The 18,249-nt window shown below is 49.9% G+C and carries 19 protein-coding genes; 13 read left to right on the top strand and 6 right to left on the bottom strand.

Annotated features, from left to right (window positions below; translation table 11 throughout):
- Nucleotides 1-25: 25 nt before the first annotated feature.
- Nucleotides 26-3,091: a ligand-binding sensor domain-containing protein gene (locus ACFS25_RS13765; RefSeq protein ID WP_381501665.1), complete on the bottom strand. Its 3,066-nt coding sequence runs from the start codon at nt 3,089-3,091 to the stop codon at nt 26-28.
- On the bottom strand, nt 3,076-3,849 hold the full coding sequence (locus tag ACFS25_RS13760) for a LytR/AlgR family response regulator transcription factor (RefSeq protein ID WP_381501662.1): 774 nt from the start codon (nt 3,847-3,849) through the stop codon (nt 3,076-3,078). Before ACFS25_RS13760 ends, ACFS25_RS13765 begins: the two co-directional genes overlap by 16 nt.
- Nucleotides 3,850-4,117: 268 nt before the next feature.
- Here ACFS25_RS13760 and ACFS25_RS13755 point away from each other — a divergent pair, with 268 nt between their 5' ends.
- The 4 genes from ACFS25_RS13755 (at nt 4,118) to ACFS25_RS13740 (ending at nt 7,179) form a co-directional block, all read left to right on the top strand.
- Complete coding sequence (locus ACFS25_RS13755) at nt 4,118-4,522, top strand: globin domain-containing protein (protein WP_381501659.1); 405 nt, start codon at nt 4,118-4,120, stop codon at nt 4,520-4,522.
- Nucleotides 4,523-4,891: 369 nt separating this feature from the next.
- On the top strand, nt 4,892-5,776 hold the full coding sequence (locus tag ACFS25_RS13750) for a hypothetical protein (RefSeq protein WP_381501656.1): 885 nt from the start codon (nt 4,892-4,894) through the stop codon (nt 5,774-5,776).
- A 91-nt stretch (nt 5,777-5,867) separates the two neighbouring features.
- The gene (locus ACFS25_RS13745; RefSeq protein ID WP_381501653.1) at nt 5,868-6,719 is read left to right on the top strand and encodes a globin domain-containing protein; all 852 of its coding nucleotides are present in this window, start codon (nt 5,868-5,870) and stop codon (nt 6,717-6,719) included.
- A gap of 235 nt (nt 6,720-6,954) precedes the next feature.
- A complete protein-coding gene (locus ACFS25_RS13740; RefSeq protein WP_381501651.1) occupies nt 6,955-7,179 on the top strand; it encodes a hypothetical protein in 225 nt (74 codons plus the stop codon).
- A 559-nt stretch (nt 7,180-7,738) separates the two neighbouring features.
- Here the strand turns inward: ACFS25_RS13740 and ACFS25_RS13735 are convergent.
- From ACFS25_RS13735 to ACFS25_RS13725, 3 genes are all read right to left on the bottom strand, one after another.
- Nucleotides 7,739-8,389 (bottom strand): hypothetical protein, encoded by a 651-nt coding sequence (locus tag ACFS25_RS13735; protein ID WP_381501646.1) that lies wholly within the window; start codon nt 8,387-8,389, stop codon nt 7,739-7,741.
- A 68-nt stretch (nt 8,390-8,457) separates the two neighbouring features.
- Nucleotides 8,458-8,775 carry an erythromycin esterase family protein gene (locus tag ACFS25_RS13730; protein WP_381501643.1) on the bottom strand — a complete coding sequence of 106 codons (318 nt, stop codon included), beginning with the start codon at nt 8,773-8,775 and terminating at the stop codon, nt 8,458-8,460.
- A 447-nt stretch (nt 8,776-9,222) separates the two neighbouring features.
- Nucleotides 9,223-10,113, bottom strand: coding sequence for a helix-turn-helix domain-containing protein (locus tag ACFS25_RS13725; protein WP_381501640.1), 891 nt, complete (start codon nt 10,111-10,113; stop codon nt 9,223-9,225).
- 223 nt (nt 10,114-10,336) lie between these two features.
- On the opposite strand from ACFS25_RS13725, the gene ACFS25_RS13720 reads away from it, so the two are divergent.
- The 8 genes from ACFS25_RS13720 to ACFS25_RS13685 all read left to right on the top strand — a co-directional run bounded on the left by ACFS25_RS13720 (nt 10,337) and on the right by ACFS25_RS13685 (nt 17,299).
- The gene (locus ACFS25_RS13720) at nt 10,337-10,834 is read left to right on the top strand and encodes a cyclophilin-like fold protein (RefSeq protein ID WP_381501637.1); all 498 of its coding nucleotides are present in this window, start codon (nt 10,337-10,339) and stop codon (nt 10,832-10,834) included.
- Between the two features lie 48 nt (nt 10,835-10,882).
- Complete coding sequence (locus ACFS25_RS13715; protein WP_381501634.1) at nt 10,883-11,518, top strand: (2Fe-2S)-binding protein; 636 nt, start codon at nt 10,883-10,885, stop codon at nt 11,516-11,518.
- Entirely contained in the window at nt 11,515-12,579 is a 1,065-nt protein-coding gene (locus ACFS25_RS13710) for an FAD binding domain-containing protein (RefSeq protein ID WP_381501631.1), read from the top strand. The genes ACFS25_RS13715 and ACFS25_RS13710 overlap by 4 nt, the downstream gene beginning before the upstream one ends.
- A 2-nt stretch (nt 12,580-12,581) precedes the next feature.
- Nucleotides 12,582-14,822 carry a xanthine dehydrogenase family protein molybdopterin-binding subunit gene (locus tag ACFS25_RS13705; protein WP_381501628.1) on the top strand — a complete coding sequence of 747 codons (2,241 nt, stop codon included), beginning with the start codon at nt 12,582-12,584 and terminating at the stop codon, nt 14,820-14,822.
- 29 nt (nt 14,823-14,851) lie between these two features.
- Nucleotides 14,852-15,265 carry a (R)-mandelonitrile lyase gene (locus ACFS25_RS13700; RefSeq protein WP_381501625.1) on the top strand — a complete coding sequence of 138 codons (414 nt, stop codon included), beginning with the start codon at nt 14,852-14,854 and terminating at the stop codon, nt 15,263-15,265.
- The gene (locus ACFS25_RS13695) at nt 15,258-15,848 is read left to right on the top strand and encodes a DapH/DapD/GlmU-related protein (protein ID WP_381501622.1); all 591 of its coding nucleotides are present in this window, start codon (nt 15,258-15,260) and stop codon (nt 15,846-15,848) included. Before ACFS25_RS13700 ends, ACFS25_RS13695 begins: the two co-directional genes overlap by 8 nt.
- A gap of 28 nt (nt 15,849-15,876) precedes the next feature.
- Nucleotides 15,877-16,413: a cupin domain-containing protein gene (locus tag ACFS25_RS13690; RefSeq protein WP_381501619.1), complete on the top strand. Its 537-nt coding sequence runs from the start codon at nt 15,877-15,879 to the stop codon at nt 16,411-16,413.
- A 151-nt stretch (nt 16,414-16,564) separates the two neighbouring features.
- Nucleotides 16,565-17,299, top strand: a complete 735-nt coding sequence (locus ACFS25_RS13685) for a carboxymuconolactone decarboxylase family protein (protein WP_381501616.1) — start codon at nt 16,565-16,567, stop codon at nt 17,297-17,299.
- A gap of 315 nt (nt 17,300-17,614) precedes the next feature.
- Here ACFS25_RS13685 and ACFS25_RS13680 read toward each other — a convergent pair whose 3' ends face one another.
- Entirely contained in the window at nt 17,615-17,842 is a 228-nt protein-coding gene (locus ACFS25_RS13680; RefSeq protein WP_381501613.1) for a hypothetical protein, read from the bottom strand.
- 84 nt (nt 17,843-17,926) lie between these two features.
- On the opposite strand from ACFS25_RS13680, the gene ACFS25_RS13675 reads away from it, so the two are divergent.
- Nucleotides 17,927-18,091, top strand: a complete 165-nt coding sequence (locus tag ACFS25_RS13675) for a hypothetical protein (RefSeq protein WP_381501609.1) — start codon at nt 17,927-17,929, stop codon at nt 18,089-18,091.
- Nucleotides 18,092-18,249: the final 158 nt, after the last annotated feature.

Genomic DNA, 18,249 nt, shown 5'->3' with positions numbered 1-18,249 from the left:
GTCTATTGACTTAATGTATTCGGGTTTAGAGGAGCGGTACTGCTACCAGAAAGTGAGTAGTTGTTTCAACCACGCTGAGTTCTCGCCCACTCAAGTAGCCATATAGCGACTTGAGACTGGCTAATCCCTGTTTGTTCGACGTTTCGACAAAGTCCTTTTTTTGTAGAGAATTCATCACAAACAGCGTGTCTTCTTCCGTATAAATCTGAATGTGAAGCGGAGTTTCCTCATCAAGAATGTTGTGTTTGATTGCGTTTTCGATCAGATTCTGGATCGTAACGGGCACAATCAATCGGGTCAGGCAGGCAGGATCTATGCTGATACTGATTTGAAGATCATCGCCAAAGCGAGCTTTCTGTAAGTCAATATAGTTCTGAGCAAAGGCCAGTTCATCCTGAAGGCTGACGAGTTCCTTGTCTTTGTTTTGCAGAATATAGCGATAGATGACCGATAATTTTCGTAAAAACACCGATGCCTCTTTCGGTTTAGTAATAATCAAGCTGTTGAGTGAGGTTAAGCTATTGAACAAAAAATGGGGATTGAGATGATTAATGAGGTTTTGATACTGAATTTGGGCCTTGTCGCGCTCCAAGCGGGTTGTTTGAATTTGAAAATGATGCAACCGGGCCGTTTCCCGGACACGGTATCGGTAAAACCAGTACAGAAGCGCCAGAAACAGCGACAATAGGGCAATACGAAACAAGCGTGTATTATAAAAGGCCGTATCGACGTGAATGGGTAGCGTGGTTTCGAGGGTTTCCGTTTCACCCACCACGGCCTTGACCCTAAATAGATAATCACCACCCGGTATTTTAGTATAATTAGCCACCGTATGGGCATCAGCCCTTACCCAATGGTCGTCGTATCCTTGCAACGTATATAAATACGTATAGGGCTGGTAGCCACGATTCAGGATCGAGTAATTGATACTAAAATTATTCCTGAAAACATCAAGATGAAGTGTCGGGCTGTTGGCATGTATCACGATAGACGTATCGGGTAGTAAGAGCGAACTAATCAGAACGTTGGCGGGTGTGGGCTGGCTTTGAACCCGGCGAGGCATGAATTCGACCACGTAATTTTTCAACGTGGTCAGGATGTTTCCATTCCGCAGGGGAAACATGTAATTGACGTACCCAATGTTTGACTCGTTGAGTTGCAGGGAAATGTTCTGAACCGACTTACGGGCTGGATTGATAATCGAAAATTTATTAAAGGCAGCCATCCAAATCTGTCCGTACGAATCGGCATAGGCCGCTTTGCATTCATTGGAGTATAGCCCATCCTGTTCAGTCCAAGTTCGATAGGTATTGTGTTGCGGATCAAACTCAACCAACCCCTTACCGGATACGGGTGTCCAGAGTCGATTTTGTTTATCGGTCGTGAAGGCGAAGTGATCGGAGTAAGCCGTAGCCGCTGGTTGGGGTGGGCCACTCATAAACCGCTGCTCATTAGTTGAAAACCAGATAAATCCTTTGTCAGCCACATCGGCCCACACGCGTCCTTTTCGGTCCAGACCTGCCGACCAGACGTCGTGTTTTACCTTTTCGGTTCCAAATGGCAATCCGTAAGTACGCCAGCGGCCCGATGGCATATGATAGCTAAAAATCGCATCGCTGGCACCGAATAACCAAAGCAGGTCGCCCTGTCTGACCATCGTTCTGAAATCGTCAGCGTGGCTGAATATAGTCGGCGGCAAGGCCAGCGGAGAAAACCGCTTGCTTCGCTTGTTGAAAACAACCACAGACCGCGTTCGACAGATAAAGAATTCGTCCTGATTCAAACCGGCAACCAATTGTGGTAATCCAAATCGGTAATCATCCCTGGGTGCAGAATCCATTTTGTGAATGGCCAACTGGCCAGACGTAGGCTCATAATTAAGCAGCTCATTATCAGCCGATAGAAGCCACCAGCTTTCGTTGTCGTCTTCCAGAAATGAGGTCAGGCCCCATCCATTAGCCAAAGCAGGATGCTTCTTCGCTAGGTTATGAATCTGATAAAATGTTTTTTCTGGATTGGTATACGAAATGCCATTAACTGTCCCGAGCCAGATTGTTCCGTCCTTTTGCGACCAGGCTGTCCAGAAAAAATCCCCGGCTATCGACGTTTTATTGGCTACGTCATGGAAAAACTCCTGGGCCTGATACCGTTCAGTGTCGATGGTAAACATCGTGTATGTCCAAGAGGAAGTCCACAACTTATGCCGGTGATCGACAACGATGGTACCCATCGGAAAAGCAGAACGGCCTGTCTGACTCGTTAGTGCAAGGCTATTGGTTACGGTTTTTTTTGTCAGATCATAGAACAGAATTCGTTGGTCAGTATTGTCAGAAAAAATCAGTCGATCAGCTCCATCTATGGCTAAAGCCGAGGTGTTATGCTTTTGAAAGACAGGTAGTTGATTCGGGTTGTTGCGGTAATTGACAAACTCTCCCGACGTTATGTTCAGGTAGTTGAGTCCCCCTTCTTCAGTCGTTATCCAAAGACCATTATGAGTTAGATCTTCCAGCACTCCATTCTTTGTAATGTCATTGTTGGAGAGCGATGCCACTTGAGCCGACTGATGGCTAAGATGCGTAAACTTATTGGTTTTAGGGTCTAGCCGGAACAGGCCAGTACGGGCCGTGGAAAACCAGATTTGTCCGGTACGGTCGCAGAGGATGTTCAGACACTGCCCCAGAACCTGAGCACCGGTAGAGCGAATATTACGAAACTGACCCGTACGGCGGCTGTATTGGCTGATACCGTCGTCAGTTGCCAGCCACAGATTGCCTTCTTTGTCTTCGCATAAGTCCTGAACAATATTATTTCCTAAACTTGTTGCCCGTTCTCGATCGGCTTTAAAAACTGTAAAATGGCTGCCATCAAAGCGATTCAACCCACTATAGGTGCCAATCCAGAGGTAGCCATCCCGGTCCTGAAGCAGGCAATTAACCATATTATACGATAGCCCCTGAGCCTCCTGAATATGCTGAAACTCAAGTGGTAGGTTGACCGTCTGGGCCGATAGTGAACCCAACAGCCCGAAATAAAACCAACAGCCTGCAACGAGCCAGCCTACGTGAGCTTTCAAACTCATTGTTCCAGCCATTTCTTGAAGGAAGGGGCCTTATCTCGGCTAATGTCGATGCTAAACTGATGATTTGGCGTTTTCAGGGCAAGCACTAATTTAAGATTCGAAAGCCCCTTCACGCTCTGCACCGAGTTAATGTTGACAATACAATGGCGACTGGCCCGGTAAAATTGGTTTGGATTGAGTAGCGACTCAATTTCGTCGAGAGTGTCGTAATCCAAAATATAGCGTTCCCCGCTATTGGTCACCATAAAATTGAGTTCATCCCGCACAATGTAGGCTATGTCAGCCACCCGAACAGGTATCCAGCTATTGCGGGCGTTCCCCAGAAAATGCTCCTTGTAAGTAGGTTTAAGTGCTGACGGTATGTTTAGCGCATCCAGTAATTTCTGCACATCAATGGCGGTCTTGCTCTGGCTTTTTCCTAAAGCACGGGCTTTCGCAATGGCCTGCCGTAGTTCATCCCAATCGACGGGTTTGAGCAGATAGTCGATGCCGTTTACTTTAAAAGCCTGGATAGCGTACTCATTATAAGCCGTAGTGAAAATGATGGGGCAGGAAATTTTAAACTTGTCGAAGATGGTAAAGCTGATGCCATCGGCGAGTTGAATGTCAGCAAAAATCACGTCTGGCTCGGCGTTTTCGGCAAACCACCGCAAGGCCGTTTTTACACTGCCAACGGTGCCGACAATCTTAATGCCCGGATCGACTTCGGCAATACTAGCTGTCAGTTCGAGAGCAACCAGTTTTTCGTCTTCAATAATGAGCGCATTCATAGGAGGGAGGTTTGGCCAGGAAATCTACCCTAAATCTTTCAGTTTCAGCCATCATCTGCAAGTTTTTGGCTACGAACCGTGCTGAATCCGGTTTTAGTGACGCAAAACAAAAAACGGACCGTATGCGTAAGGGCGACCGCGAATGATGATTATTTTCGTACGGCTGAATGCCTCATACCGACGACTCATAGTAGAAAAGTTGGCGGGGAATGGATTTAGTCCGTCATTTACTCCTTATTGAGAATAAGACCTATTGAGCGTTTTTAACATGACGAACCAACAGCTTCAACTTGTTAAACAAACCTGGAAACTCCTGCGTGAGGTTGATTCTGCCGTGCTTGGCGACGTTTTTTACGGGCGGTTATTTTTTAAATACCCAGCCCTACGGTCCATGTTTAAAGGGTCGATGGAAAGTCAGTACCAGAAGTTTGTGGATATGCTCAGTATTATTGTGGCACGCCTTGACCGACCCGATACCGTGGCGCAGGAAATTTATACCTTAGCCCGGACTCATGAAGGCTATGGCGTGCAGCCCTGGCACTACGATCTTGTTAGAGAAGCCCTACTGTGGACCCTGAAGCGGGGTTTGGGAACAGATTGGAACGAGGAAGTGGAACAAGCCTGGGTCGCCTGCTATGATTCACTTACCCAGGCTATGCTCACACCGGAATAAGTGACTACGTTACAGGATCGTCAGCGTGTTGAGGTCGATTGTATAACGTCAGATGCTTACATCTGACGTTACAGCTCAGTAAGAATTTTCACTCAAACTACGTATTCCCTTGTAGAAGCCCTCCGCCGTTCGCGCCGGGGCTTTTTCGTTTAGCGCGGTTTGATTACTGAAATACTGAATCCTGCCCGAAACGGTCTGTAGTTTCCTACACGCGTTTCAACTACCGAATTGCCGGTACTCGCACTGAAATTCTTGAAAAGCAGGTCTGACAAGCGCCACTTTTACACCACAATCGTGAACAGCCACACGGCAACCGATTGTGTGATCCAATTAAGGAAACAACTCTCCCGTAAACACAACAAACTACTAATGAACAATTTATCTAAAAAAAGCGCAATGGGCGCATTCTTGGCCTTATCGCTTAACTTGGTTGCCTGCAAGGAAAACAGCTTGGTCACTCCCGACCAACCACTGACGGAGGCTACAAAAGTCGTAAACGATATCAGTCCAAACCTACCCAAAAAATATACGCTCACTAAACGCGGTGCCGCTAACCTGACGTATTACAGTGATGGCCGATTGAAGCGCGTGATGTATGGCCCGGATGTACGGGGTAATACGAATACCCGAACTGAGTACACCTACGGCGCCGGGTCGATCAACGCCATATCCTACGTTGGAAATAATCTGTTAGCTGATCAAACGTATCTGATCGATGAAACTACCGGACGCTGCACCGAATACAAAGGGTTACAGTATCTCTACAGTAATTCTAGCCAGACGGAGAAAACGGAGTTGGTATACCAATATAATACGAAGGGCCAATTGAAGACCGCTAGCGATAAAGCCAACGCGGCTATTCGGACTGAGTATACCTACAATGTTGATGGCGATATGATCCGGGCCATTCACTACGGCATGAACTATAGCACCCTTGCTATCAGTGTTCAGTCTGATTTCACTTTCGCTTACGATCAACCAACGGGCGACCCTGTTCTGGCCGATTTATCGCCAATAAATGTCGATGAAACTGGCTTCCCTGATCCCTTTCTGAAAGTTTTTGGCAAAACAAGTAAGCATCTGGTAAAGCTCATTATGGAGAAATCTACGCCGGGTGGCAGCTATTTCACCTATACCCTGAATGCGGATGGTTATGCGATGGAACGAAAAAAGTACAGTCTATTCAATGCGGCTTCAATCGAGACGATCCCTTTCAACTATCTGGTAACCAACCTAGGATTTACTACTCTTTAAAACGCGTACCTGAGATCTCATCGCGGAGCTGAGTCAGCACAAATGTGTTTATCGTGTTCCATAAACCTTTATTAATCAGAAAACTTATAAGATGACTACGGACCAAAAACAACTTATCAAAGCGACTGTACCCGTCTTAAAACAAAGCGGTCTGTTGCTGACCACTCATTTTTATCAGCGGGTTTTCTCGATCAATCCCGAGTTGAAACATACCTTCAACATGGGCAATCAACAAAATGGCCGACAACCGGCGGCTCTGGCGATGGCCGTGCTGGCCTACGCAGAAAACATCGAAGACCCATCGGTATTACTGTCCACGCTGAACCGCATTGGCCATAAGCATACAAGTTTAGCTGTTCGTCCGGAGCACTACGATCTCATTGGCCGTCATTTGATCGCTTCCATTGGCGAAGTGCTGGGCGATGCTGCCACACCAGCCCTACTCGACGCCTGGACAGCGGCCTACGGGCAATTAGCCAGCCTGATGATCGGCATCGAAGCTGGTCTGTACGCGGCTCAGGTAACAAAACCAGGCGGCTGGACGGGCTGGCGTCCGTTTGTGGTCAGAGCCAGAATCGAGGAATCGAGCGAGGTCACCGCCTTGCATCTCTATCCGGTTGATGAAGGTCTCGTAGCCGACCACCAGCCCGGTCAATACCTGAGCATTCGATTATTTTTACCTCAATTAAATCTGCTACAGCCCCGGCAGTATAGTATCACAAACGAGCCCAATGGGTTGTTCTATTGCATTTCGGTAAAACACGAAACTGGCGAAACCACTAGTACAAATAAATTGATTAGTAATCACCTTCATGCTGTTGTTCAGGAAGGTGATCGTCTAGAAGTCAGTGTGCCAGTTGGTGTTTGTCCGGTGGCGGTTAACGTGCCAAAGTCGGTACCATCGACCCAAAGGAGCGGCTGCCCAATGCATCAGGTTGCCTGACTAAAACGGACTGAAGGAAGCCATTTCCAGGAACGAGTCTGGCCTGTTGTAACTGCGTCGCTATGTATTATTTAAGTAAATTTTTCTGGTAGATTATCAAACAAGCCCTGAAACAGGGCTTGTTTTTTTGTGATTTCACCCAGTGTTACAACCGTTTTATAGAATGTTACGAGCCTGCTAACCCCTGCCTATTGCTTCTCCGTAGGTTTGCATCGTCCCTATCCCGACGATCAACATGGAAAAGCGAAACGTTTATAGACTGGCAACGATCCTGTGTGGCTTATTGGCGATTGCCATCAGCACTCGGGTTGATATGATTACCTGGCAGTGGCAGGATGACAAACCGATGGGAGCCGCCCTGGGATTGTTGAGCGCTGTTTTCGCCACCCAATGGCTCTACCACCAGAAGCAACAAACTTCGGTCCAACCACGCTCCTGGTTACGTCGCCTGCTGGATTAGGCCATTGTTATGCCTGACTCCATCCTACCAAACTTACTACGTTTCGTATTCGACGCGCTAGGAAGCCCATGCTAATAACCGCAGGCCGGTAAATACCTCACTTGCGCTACAGCTGGCTTATGGCTTCTTACATATAGGGAGTACCTATATTCGTACGATATGTTCAATCAAAGTTGGGTAGTGTGCTGTTAATTAAGTAGTTGTGGTGTTGTTTTCTTTAGTTTTCAGCAAAATCGGAGTTTCTTGTAATATCGTACGGGACGGGCGATAGCCCCGGGTCGTTGTACCGACTACTGCCGCTCCGATAAATTCTCATACCTGTCTGGCAACCTACATAAATTGTACAAGATTTCTTATTGTACGTTTGTTAAGGGAATATTCTCAGATCAACTACTGCTTAGAAGCCGTGAAAACAGGCCAAATTAGACGCTGCAAAGGGGAGGAGAAAGACCCGTAGTATAGTAAGGGAATATCCCTAGATAGACCTAACTAATGGCGAGTAAACTACCTTTAAAGACGCCTTCTTAGTGATCATAACGTTAGATTATACAACTGATCTTCACGCTACTTCCCGGTTCGCATCTACCCAGTAGCCTAGCGCCACGACCAGCCATAGCACCTGGCTACTCCAAGCTAAGGCCCCTACACTGCCTGGGGGCGGACCAAGTTCGCTGCCCAGATAGACGAGCACTAAAAAGGCCACCAGACCCCAGAGGGCGAATCGACCGGTGCGGTTACGCGGCCGTGTACGGCGCACGTACACCCATAGACCGGCCACCAGAAAGCCCAGTTCGATGGCCAGCGTAGCGGGCAGATTCTGCCACAGACCCAAGCCTTCTTTTGGAGAATCCCCAAAGTAAAGGGGCAGATCGGGACGGTGCATGATTAGGTCAAGCAGCCAGTGACTGGGCACCAGCAGGCCCACTAGCAAGGCTCCCCGCCAGTTACGCCGTAACAGGCCATAGGTGAGGCCTAGTGCCAGACCCAGTACCACTTGCGCTAACAGACTGTGTGAGAAGGGATAATAAACGAAGTCGAAGGGTGAGGCAGCCAATAGGCCAGGGCGAATTTCGACGCGCTCTACGCCTAGCAGCAAAAGTGTGGGCCAGAGTAGATCGGCCAGTTGAGCGGCCAGAAACAGGGTACCCAGTGATACGCGCGGTTGAAGGGGCTTACTCGCCAGTCCGACTCCAAAATGACCTAGAAACATGGTAGTAGCCCAGAGGGTGTTAGTATCCCGCAAAGTTCTGGCGCTCGGGCGCTTATTTCACTGACAGATTACGAAAATTGGCGTGACTTTTCGCGCAAGACGTTTAGAAAGGGCGAAAAAAATGTCATGCTGTAGTCCACCTCAATTCGCTCCGGGTTATGGGTTAATTCAGGTAGCGTATAAGACAAGTCGACATCTACCTTAGCCATAAACTCGTCAACCAACGTGTAAATGTCATTATCCGCTATGACTTTGCAATCAAAGTCGTAGAAGGAGAGTTGCTCACCAGTGGGTTTGTCCGTGTTGTACTGCTTCATCCATTCAATCAGGTTGCGTACTTCGGCGGTGTTCCACATCCAATAGCCCACATAGGCTAATTTTTTCAAGGTCCACCGGGGCCAGAGATATGACAAAAATTATACGGCAACGCTTGCATAAACCATGGAAATCCGTGCGGTCGTACTGCCTCCTAGTTTTCATAGTTCACTAAGTTAGATCGTGCTTAACTTAATGTCCAGTCAAATGTAGCAGGTCCAGTATACGTTTCGTCTAAAATCATCGGTTCGTGTTTTTACATTAAATCACTGTCGCAGCACGGGTTCGATGGCTGATCATCGACGATAGATACGGGCTGCTACTATGTGAAAATCATTGATTGATCGTTAACCGAGAGCCTGGAGCAGCTTTCTAATCAGTATGCTTTGTCGGTGAGGCAATTTCTTTAAGCGTATTTGTCTGGAAATAAGTAGCACAGTACGGTTTCTTTTTAAGATTTACCCAAGACTACTTGATCGATTTGCGTTGGGGATATGAACAATCAGTTGACCAAGGCGTTAATTCAAGGCACTTCGATACTCAATTGGGGTAGCGCCCACTTGTTGTTTAAAGAAGCGTGTAAAATGCTGAGGATATTTAAAGCCTAGTTCATACGAAATTTCACTAATGGATTTGCTGGTATCAAAAATCCGTTCTTTCGCCAGATCGATCAGCTTAAGCTGGATGAATTCCAGGGCCGACTTGCCGGTTTCTTTTTTGATTAAGTCGCCAAAATAATTGGGCGACAGGTGTAACGCATGGGCAAAGTAGGCAACCGTTGGTACGCCATCCATTCGTAGCTTTTCGCCGACTAAATACGCACTAAGTTTCTGCTCAAACTGCTCAATGATTCCGTGATTGGCGTGTTCACGGGTGATAAACTGGCGGTCATAAAAACGGGAACAGTATTTCAGCAGTAATTCCAGGTTGGCGACAAGCAACTCTTTACTATGCCGGTCAATGTTTTGGCCCACTTCAGTAGCCACATTGCCAAAACAAGTCGTCACAATCTCTCTTTCTTTCTCAGAAAGGTGAAGGGCTTCATGAGATTGATAACTAAAAAATGAATACTCATGAATCTGCTTGCCTAAGCTAGTTCCTTTAATGAGGTCGGGGTGAAAGACGAGGGCCTTCCCATAAGGTTGGTGCAGTTCGCCTTCGGGCTCATTGGCAATGATCTGTCCAGGCCCAAAAAAGACCATAGTCCCCTCAGCATAGTCATAATATTGATTGCCATACCGCAACTCACCACAGTGGGTTTCTTTCAGGATGATGGCATAAAAACTCAGCGTAAATTTCACTCTGGGGAGTGGGGTTGACTGATTGAAATCAACCAGACTGATCAGGGGGTGCTGCGTTTTATTGCTAAACGTATCCGTATATTTCTTTATCGTGTCGTAGACAATCATCGCGGGCGGTTCGGCGCGGGGTGCGGTTCGGCGGGCCCCGTGTCATCCGATTTTTACTCAAATCTACAACCGAAAACCGTGCCTCACCGCCCTGCCAGTAAAAGTGGTAGGTAAAACCGTAAAATGTATAAAAGGAATGGTATGACAACCCGGTAATTTTGCCAGGGACTTACTAAAGAGCAGGTTAACCACCTGTAAATGAAGTCTATCATTTTCGACGACTATGAAACTCAACCAGATCTTGCTGCCTCTCCTACTAGTTGTCGTGGGTAATTTGGCTTGTAAAACCGATACCCCGATGGCAGAAGATAAACCGATTAAGCTGGATTCTACCAGTCTTGACAATAGCCCCCTTACCGATCGTTCATCCAATCGGCTGCGCATCAGGATCGGTTCCAATACGTTTTCGGCAACACTCCTGAGTAACGCAACCGTAACCGCATTTAAAGCCAAATTACCGATCACGCTATTCATGAAGGAGTTGAACAGGAATGAAAAGTTTGCGGATCTGCCGAGCAGCTTACCAACGAATGCTGCTAATCCCGATACGATTCAAATGGGCGATTTGATGCTTTATGGCACCAATACGCTGGTGCTCTTCTATGAAACGGTTCGGACTTCCTATAGCTATACGAAGCTTGGCCGGATCGATAATCCAACGGCCTTGGCTGCCGCGCTGGGTTCAGGAAATATAACGGTTACCCTAGAAATGGAGTTGTAAATTAGGTGTGTAGCATTAGTGGTCTACCAACGTTAAACCTTCTGCAATATGGCTGAAAACAAACATTTCGATGATGGACTAGAACCGGCGGATTATTCCCGGCGGATTTTTTTAAAGCAATCCTCGGCGCTGGCTGCCATGGCGCTAACTCCGCCCGTTGCTATGGCAGCGGTTGAAGAAGGTCTCCACCAGAAAGTGGCGCTGGCTATCGAGCAGACGCCCCTGCAACTGACCATCAATGGGAAAGCTCAGCAGCTTAGCATCGAACCTCGCGTCACGCTCCTTGACCTGCTACGCGAACAACTTCACTTAACCGGCACTAAGAAGGGCTGCGATCACGGTCAATGCGGAGCCTGCACGGTCCACGTCGACGGGCAGCGGGTCAATTCCTGTCTGACGCTGGCCATGACGACCGAAGGCTGTAAAGTCACGACGATCGAAGGTTTATCTGATGGCGACCGACTACACCCGATGCAGGCAGCCTTCATTAAGCACGACGGTTTTCAGTGCGGTTATTGTACGCCCGGACAGATCATGTCGGCGGTGGCATGCATTCGAGAAGGGCACGCCAATAGTCCCGACGAGATTCGGGAGTACATGAGCGGTAACATTTGCCGTTGCGGAGCCTATGCTAACATTGTCGATGCAATCACAGAGGTAAAAAAAGGAGGGGTCAGGGTATGAATCCATTTCAGTTTACGCGGGTGACAACTCCGAAAGCCGCTATATCGGCGGTTACAAAAGAAAGTGGAACGTACTTTCTGGCCGGGGGCACTAACCTCATTGACCTCATGAAACGGGCAGTAGTTATTCCTGAGCGGCTGGTCGACATCAATAAGCTGCCCCTGGCCACCGTTGAAGAAACGAGTACGGGCATGCGTATTGGGGCGATGGCTAAAAACTCGGCGGTGGCTGACCATGTGTTGATAAAAAAACACTTCCCGCTGCTGTCACAGGCCCTCAACGCAGGGGCTTCAGCGCAGCTTCGCAACATGGCTACGGTTGGTGGCAACATGATGCAACGTACCCGCTGTAGCTACTTCTATGATACTTCGATGCCCTGCAACAAACGAAGTCCCGTGCAGGCAGGCCCTGACAAGGGGAAACCCAACGGGCCTTCGGGCTGTGGAGCCATTGGCGGGGTCAACCGGATGCACGCTATTTTTGGCACCGAAACGCCGGGGGGGCGCGGTGCCCCGTCGGGACCTGCCGACCGAAGTTCAACGTGCATTTCTGTACATCCCAGCGATATGTGCATTGCACTGGTGGCGCTGGATGCGACGGTGAACGTATCGGGGCCGAAAGGCGACCGTAGTATTCCCTTTGCCGCCTTTCACCGATTGCCCGGCGACCTGCCACAAAAAGATAACACGTTGCAACCCGGCGAACTGATTATGTCGGTCGATTTGACAACAAATCGATTCGCCGACAACTCATACTACCTCAAAGTGCGGGATCGGGCCTCCTATGCCTTCGCGCTGGTGTCTGTGGGCGCAGCGCTCAGCTTAAAAGGGAAAACGATTCAGGACGTTCGACTGGCGATGGGTGGGGTGGCTCACAAACCCTGGCGATTGATCGAAGCCGAGCACTATTTAAAAGGCAAGGAAGCCACGGAGGCCAATTTTATACAAGCCGCCACACTGGCCATGCAGGGTGCAAAAGGCTACGGCGAAAACGATTTTAAACTGACACTAGCCCCCAACTCGATTGTTGACGCGCTAAAAATCGCTACTAAAACCGCCTAATCATGATAAAAGACACAAAAAATCCGCCTATCGACCGGATCGATGGACGGATGAAAGTGACCGGCGGGGCCAAGTACTTCGCTGATTTTGAGCTACCGAACATGGCCTATTGCGTCCTTGTTGGCAGCGAAATCGCTAAGGGTACGATCACCAGTCTGGATACCAAACGGGCAACGGGTGCACCGGGTGTGATGGGTGTGTTTACCCACCAGAACATGCCGCCCATTCCGGGATTTGACGCGCCCGTAGGCGGTGAAGCCGATGGGCTGGCACCTAAGCCCAAAACGGAAGAAACCTACCGCATCCTGAGCAGCCCGAAGATTCTGTTCGATGGCCAGCCCATTGCCATCGTCGTGGCCGACAGTTTCGAGCGGGCCACCTACGCGGCTTCGCTCATTAAAGCGACCTACAACAAACAGACGGCCCGTACCGATTTGCAGAAACACGTTGCCGAGGGTATTGCGCCCAGGGGAGCTGAGGGAGGGAATTATTCGCGGGGAAAGGCGGATGCGTATCAGACGGCACCTGTTACGTTGGAAGCCAACTATACCATCCCGGTAGAAGTGCATAATCCAATGGAACTGCACGGCATTCTGGCGCATTGGACCGGAGCCAATACGTTGATGATCTACGCCAAAACGCAGGGGGTAAATGCTACGCAAAATGCCATGGCGCAAGCCTTCAAGATCGATCCCAAAAACATCCACGTGCATACCGAATTCATGGGGGGCGGTTTTGGTATGGGTCTTAGGACCTGGCCTCAGGAAACAGCGGTGGTGGCCATTGCCCGAAAAATCGGTCGGCCCCTGAAGCTAGTGATGAACCGGAGTCAGATGTTTACCCTGGTGGGTCACCGGCCCTATACGGTGCAGACCATTAACCTGGGAGCCGACACAGACGGCAAACTGATTGGCATTGCGCATGCAGCAACGGCGGAGACGGCCAGCTATGAGGACTTTACCGAAGCGACCGTCAACATGACCAAGTTCATGTATGCCTGCCCCAACGTAAGTACCCGCTATCGTATCGTGCGGCTCGACCGCAGCGTACCCATCTGGATGCGCGGGCCCGGTGAAGCCACGGGGGCGTTCGCGCTGGAATCAGCCATGGACGAAATGGCCCATAAGCTCAACCTCGACCCCATTGAGTTTCGGCTGCGTAACTACACCGAAACCGACCCTGAACATAACCGGCCATATTCGAGCAAGCACCTGAAAGAAGCGTATCAACGCGGAGCCGAAGCAATTGGCTGGAACAACCGTAAGCCTCAGCCGGGGAGCCAGCGCGATGGAGAATGGCTCGTTGGTTATGGGATGAGTACGGGCGTGTTCAATGCCTTCCGGTGGGAGGCCAGTGCCCGCGCTTTGTTGAAAGCCGATGGTACGCTGACGGTGCAGAGCGCTGTAACGGACATCGGGCCAGGAACGGGAACGGCCCTGACCGTCATTGCCCATAACGTGCTGGGCGTACCGGTTGATGGAATCAAGGTAGAGTATGGCGATACGTCCCTGCCAAAAGCGCCCTCGCAGGGTGGCTCGGCCATTGTTTCTGCCGTAGGATCAGCGGTATATGATGCCTGCACCGCCATTAAACAGACACTCATTGAACTGGCCAGTAAAGACGGAGGCCCGATGGCTGGTCGGCAGGCCGATGAGTTGACGCTGGCTGATGGGGTGCTGTCGGTCACAACCGAGCCAGGCAAAAAAGTAACCGTGAGCGAACTGATGCGGACGAATAACCTGACGGTGATCGATAAAACGAAAGACTCAAAAGGCAGTCCGGAACTGGAAAAGTATTCGATGTATTCGTTTTCGGTGCATTTTGTGCAGGTACGGGTTAACCCCTTAACGGGCGTGGTACGCGTGGCCAAAGCCGTGAGTGTGGCGGATTCAGGCCGGATTATCAGCCCTAAAACGGCAGCCAGCCAGATGATTGGTGGCGTGACGGGCGGTATTGGCATGGCCCTGACGGAGGAAGCCGTAATCGACCACCGCTTCGGTCGGTATGTCAACAACAACCTGGCGGATTATCACGTCGCGGTTCACGCCGACGTACCGGCCATCGAAACGATTTTTATCGACAAGCCCGATCCAATTATTAACCCCATGGGGGCCAAAGGCATGGGTGAAATTGCCCTGATCGGGTTTGCCGGAGCGGTGGCCAACGCCGTTTTCAACGCCACCGGTCAGCGCGTTCGCGACCTACCCATCACGCCAGATAAAGTGATGCAAAAACTGGTTTAAGATTGACGTAGTGACAAGCTAAAAAATGTATGGAAATTAGTAGAAACGGAACTCAGCCATCAATGGTTGGTCCAGAGGCCTGGTTTACGGGTGCTGTGCGAATAGACCCTTTGTTCGCCAAAAAAGAAGTCACTAAAGGGGCTGGCGCGCTGGTCACCTTCGAGTCCGGTGCCCGAACCGCCTGGCATACCCATCCTGCAGGTCAAACGCTCATCGTCATCTCCGGTATGGGTTGGGTGCAGCGAGAAGGGTCCCCCATTGAAGAGATTCATCCCGGCGATGTCATTTGGTTTGCCCCAGGTGAAAAGCACTGGCACGGCGCTTCGCCGACCAAAGCCATGAGCCACATAGCCATTCAGGAAGAACTAAACGGTGAAGTGGTAAACTGGATGGAAAAAGTAAGTGATAGCGATTATTCAACCAGTTCAACGAACGATGAGTGAACCTGTAAACAAACAAACGGTCGCCCCTTCAGATATATTCGAGCGGCTACGAGCGGGGGAGCTTTTACGAAAGGATGATCCGGAGTATGGCAAATTTGCCGAAGTGGTTTCTCGCACGATCCGGCTATGCGTGGAGATGAACGCCACGGCTACCAGCGTTGATCAGGTGCGCAACCAACTGAGTACTATTATCGGGGTCGAAATCGACGAGTCGACTGCCATCTTTCCGCCCTTTCATACCAATTTAGGCCGGTTTATTCGGTTGGGTAAAAACATCTTTATTAACCACGCCTGCTCCTTTCTGGATATTGGTGGCATTACCATCGAGGACGATGTGCAGATTGGTCCCCGTGTCAACCTGACCTCCGAGAATCATCCATTAGATCCCACTGATCGTCAAACCCTGATTCCCCGGCCGATTGTGATCAAACGCAACGCCTGGATTGGCGCGGGATCCACCATTCTGCCTGGTGTCACGATTGGTGAAAACGCCGTTGTGGCCGCTGGTGCGGTGGTAAGTCGGGACGTACCGGCCAATACGGTTGTGGCGGGTGTTCCGGCGAAGGTGGTGAAGGCCTTGTAATTGGCAATCAAAACGTAATGAAACAAGTATGGAAACGTCATTCGTCATCAGGACAAGCCGCATTACAGATCATTTGGCGGCCACTCCACCGCTTACCGGCATAGCTCTCAACATTCTTTTGCTGTTGGTCGCCTTGGTCATTATTCCTGCTTCGGTCCTGGGACAGACCAGTAACGTCGTGACAAGTCCGCAGGCAGCAACACGAGGCCCCGCTGCCACGTTTACAGGGACCGTTTGGGTTACGAGCCTTGTCCCAGATGACTCGATCTTTACGACTGTCGCGGGAAGTGTTGCCTTTGAGCCGGGGGCCCGCTCTTACTGGCACTCTCACCCAGCCGGGCAGATCCTTATTGTCACGGATGGTGTCGGTTACCACCAGCTGAAAGGGGAACCAAAGCAATTGATTCGGAAAGGCGAAGTGGTTAAATGCCCACCCAATGTGGTTCACTGGCACGGAGCCAGCCCCGGAAGTAAGATGACTCACCTGTATATCATCCCGAATACCGGCAAAGGCCTTGTCAACTGGCTGCAGCCCGTCACAGATGCGGAATATGGGCAAAAATAAGCAGGCAAGGCATTTTTGTTGATACACCCTTATTCAACTAAGCGGACCACCTATTTGACTCAAAGAACCAAGTGATTGCTCTGCCTAACACGGAATAATCTATAGACCACCGACAGTTATGTGCTATTACAAAGCCACGTCAATCTTCAGGATGATGACGATTTTACGCCTTCAGACATTCTTTCTGTTTAGTTTATTCCTTATCCTTGCTTACCCGATGAACGCGCAAACCAGATCTACTGAACCTTTAAATCCCAAACAGCAGAGTCTCGTAGTTATTTCGGCGCTGACTACCACGGGAGACATTCCAAAACTCAAGCAAGCGTTGAACGCCGGACTTGACGCTGGCCTGACAATTAATGAACTGAAGGAAGTACTCGTTCAACTCTACGCATACTGTGGCTTTCCCCGAAGTTTGAACGGCATAAATGCGTTGATGGCCGTTGTTGACCAGCGGAAAGCTGCGGGCAGGAACGACTCGCCTGGTCAAGAGGCTTCGCCAATTGATCAGACGACCGATAAGTATGATGTTGGCAGGAAAATGCTGGAAGTACTGATGGGCAAGCTCGACAACACGGCCCAAAGTGGAGCCAATGCCTTTGCGCCGGTCATCGACACGTTTCTAAAAGAACACCTGTTTGCCGATATATTCAGCCGCGACGTATTAACCTATCGCCAGCGAGAACTGGTAACCATTTCGTGCCTTGCCAGTATGGTCGGCGTTGAACCTCAGTTGCAGTTTCACCTGGGAGCAAGCTTGCAGGTAGGCCTCAGCGAAGCGCAACTCAAAGGAGTGATTCCGTTGATTGAAACCAGCGTAAACAAACAACTGGCCCATACTGCTGAGCAGGTTTTGGCGAACGTGTTGGGTGCGCGAGCCAAATAAATAAGGATTCAGGTTGTTTGATCTAACATAAAGGGGTTGCTCCCGAAGCCATTCCTGGTAGTGTCTGGAAATATAGGACTTTTACTGACAGTCAAAGCTGAAGGACGGCGGACCGTTCGGCGCCTAGAGTTGACACTCGGCGGCCCCCTAGGGTAGCCCACCGCATTGGCGGTCCGACCTGTTTACTTATTGATAATCTACCGGATCTTAGAATCTTACCACGCCACAAACCTAAAGGGAGGCCCCGCATTAAACCGTTCGATATACGCATTTTGCGTGGGTTTGTCTGGTTCGATCCAGTGCAAGCCAACTTCCTTAACCGAGCACCAGTCCTGCAGAGCCTGACTGATGAATTCGGGCCGCGGTGGCGGGCCACCTATTGTCACTGCGGAACCGCTCCAGCTTGCCATACTGCTCGACCAGCCGATCTAATCGCCGGGTAATCCGCTGAGCGGGTAGGGAGTAGTCAACTTCTATTCCCAAGGCTTCCCGCCGGTGCGCCGGTGCGATACCGTTCGGGCACAAGTGTTCGCGGCAAAACACGCGTGCATAAACAGGCTCGTTTACGCCTAAAATCGCTCTTTCATTTAGCCGGGCGGCCAGTGCCGGGCTATGTCAGCGATCCGAATGAAAGGCGAGTCACAGATTTACTATCAACTGGTCCGCTGGTGCGGTAAGGTTGCCGAGGGTAAAAACAATATGCTCGTGCTGAATGCCGTTCGCAACAACGGGGCCGCCCGCGCGGCTAATTCACTGGGTCTGCTCGGTAATCCATCAAGATCAGAAATATGACAAAAATTATAGGCCCGCACTTGCGTAACCCGTAAAATCCGTGCGGTATAATAGCCAATGAAGACACTACGCTAGCAATCTGGTCGGCGCTGGGCTACCTTTCACCCGTTGAATACAGTAAAAGGCAAAGTCAACATGTTGTTTGAAGTTTTGGCCAG

It is taken from the genome of Spirosoma flavum (genome assembly GCF_042686045.1).
Classification (GTDB): Bacteria; Bacteroidota; Bacteroidia; order Cytophagales; family Spirosomataceae; genus Spirosoma; species Spirosoma flavum.
This window is presented reverse-complemented; position numbering and strand designations above follow the sequence as displayed.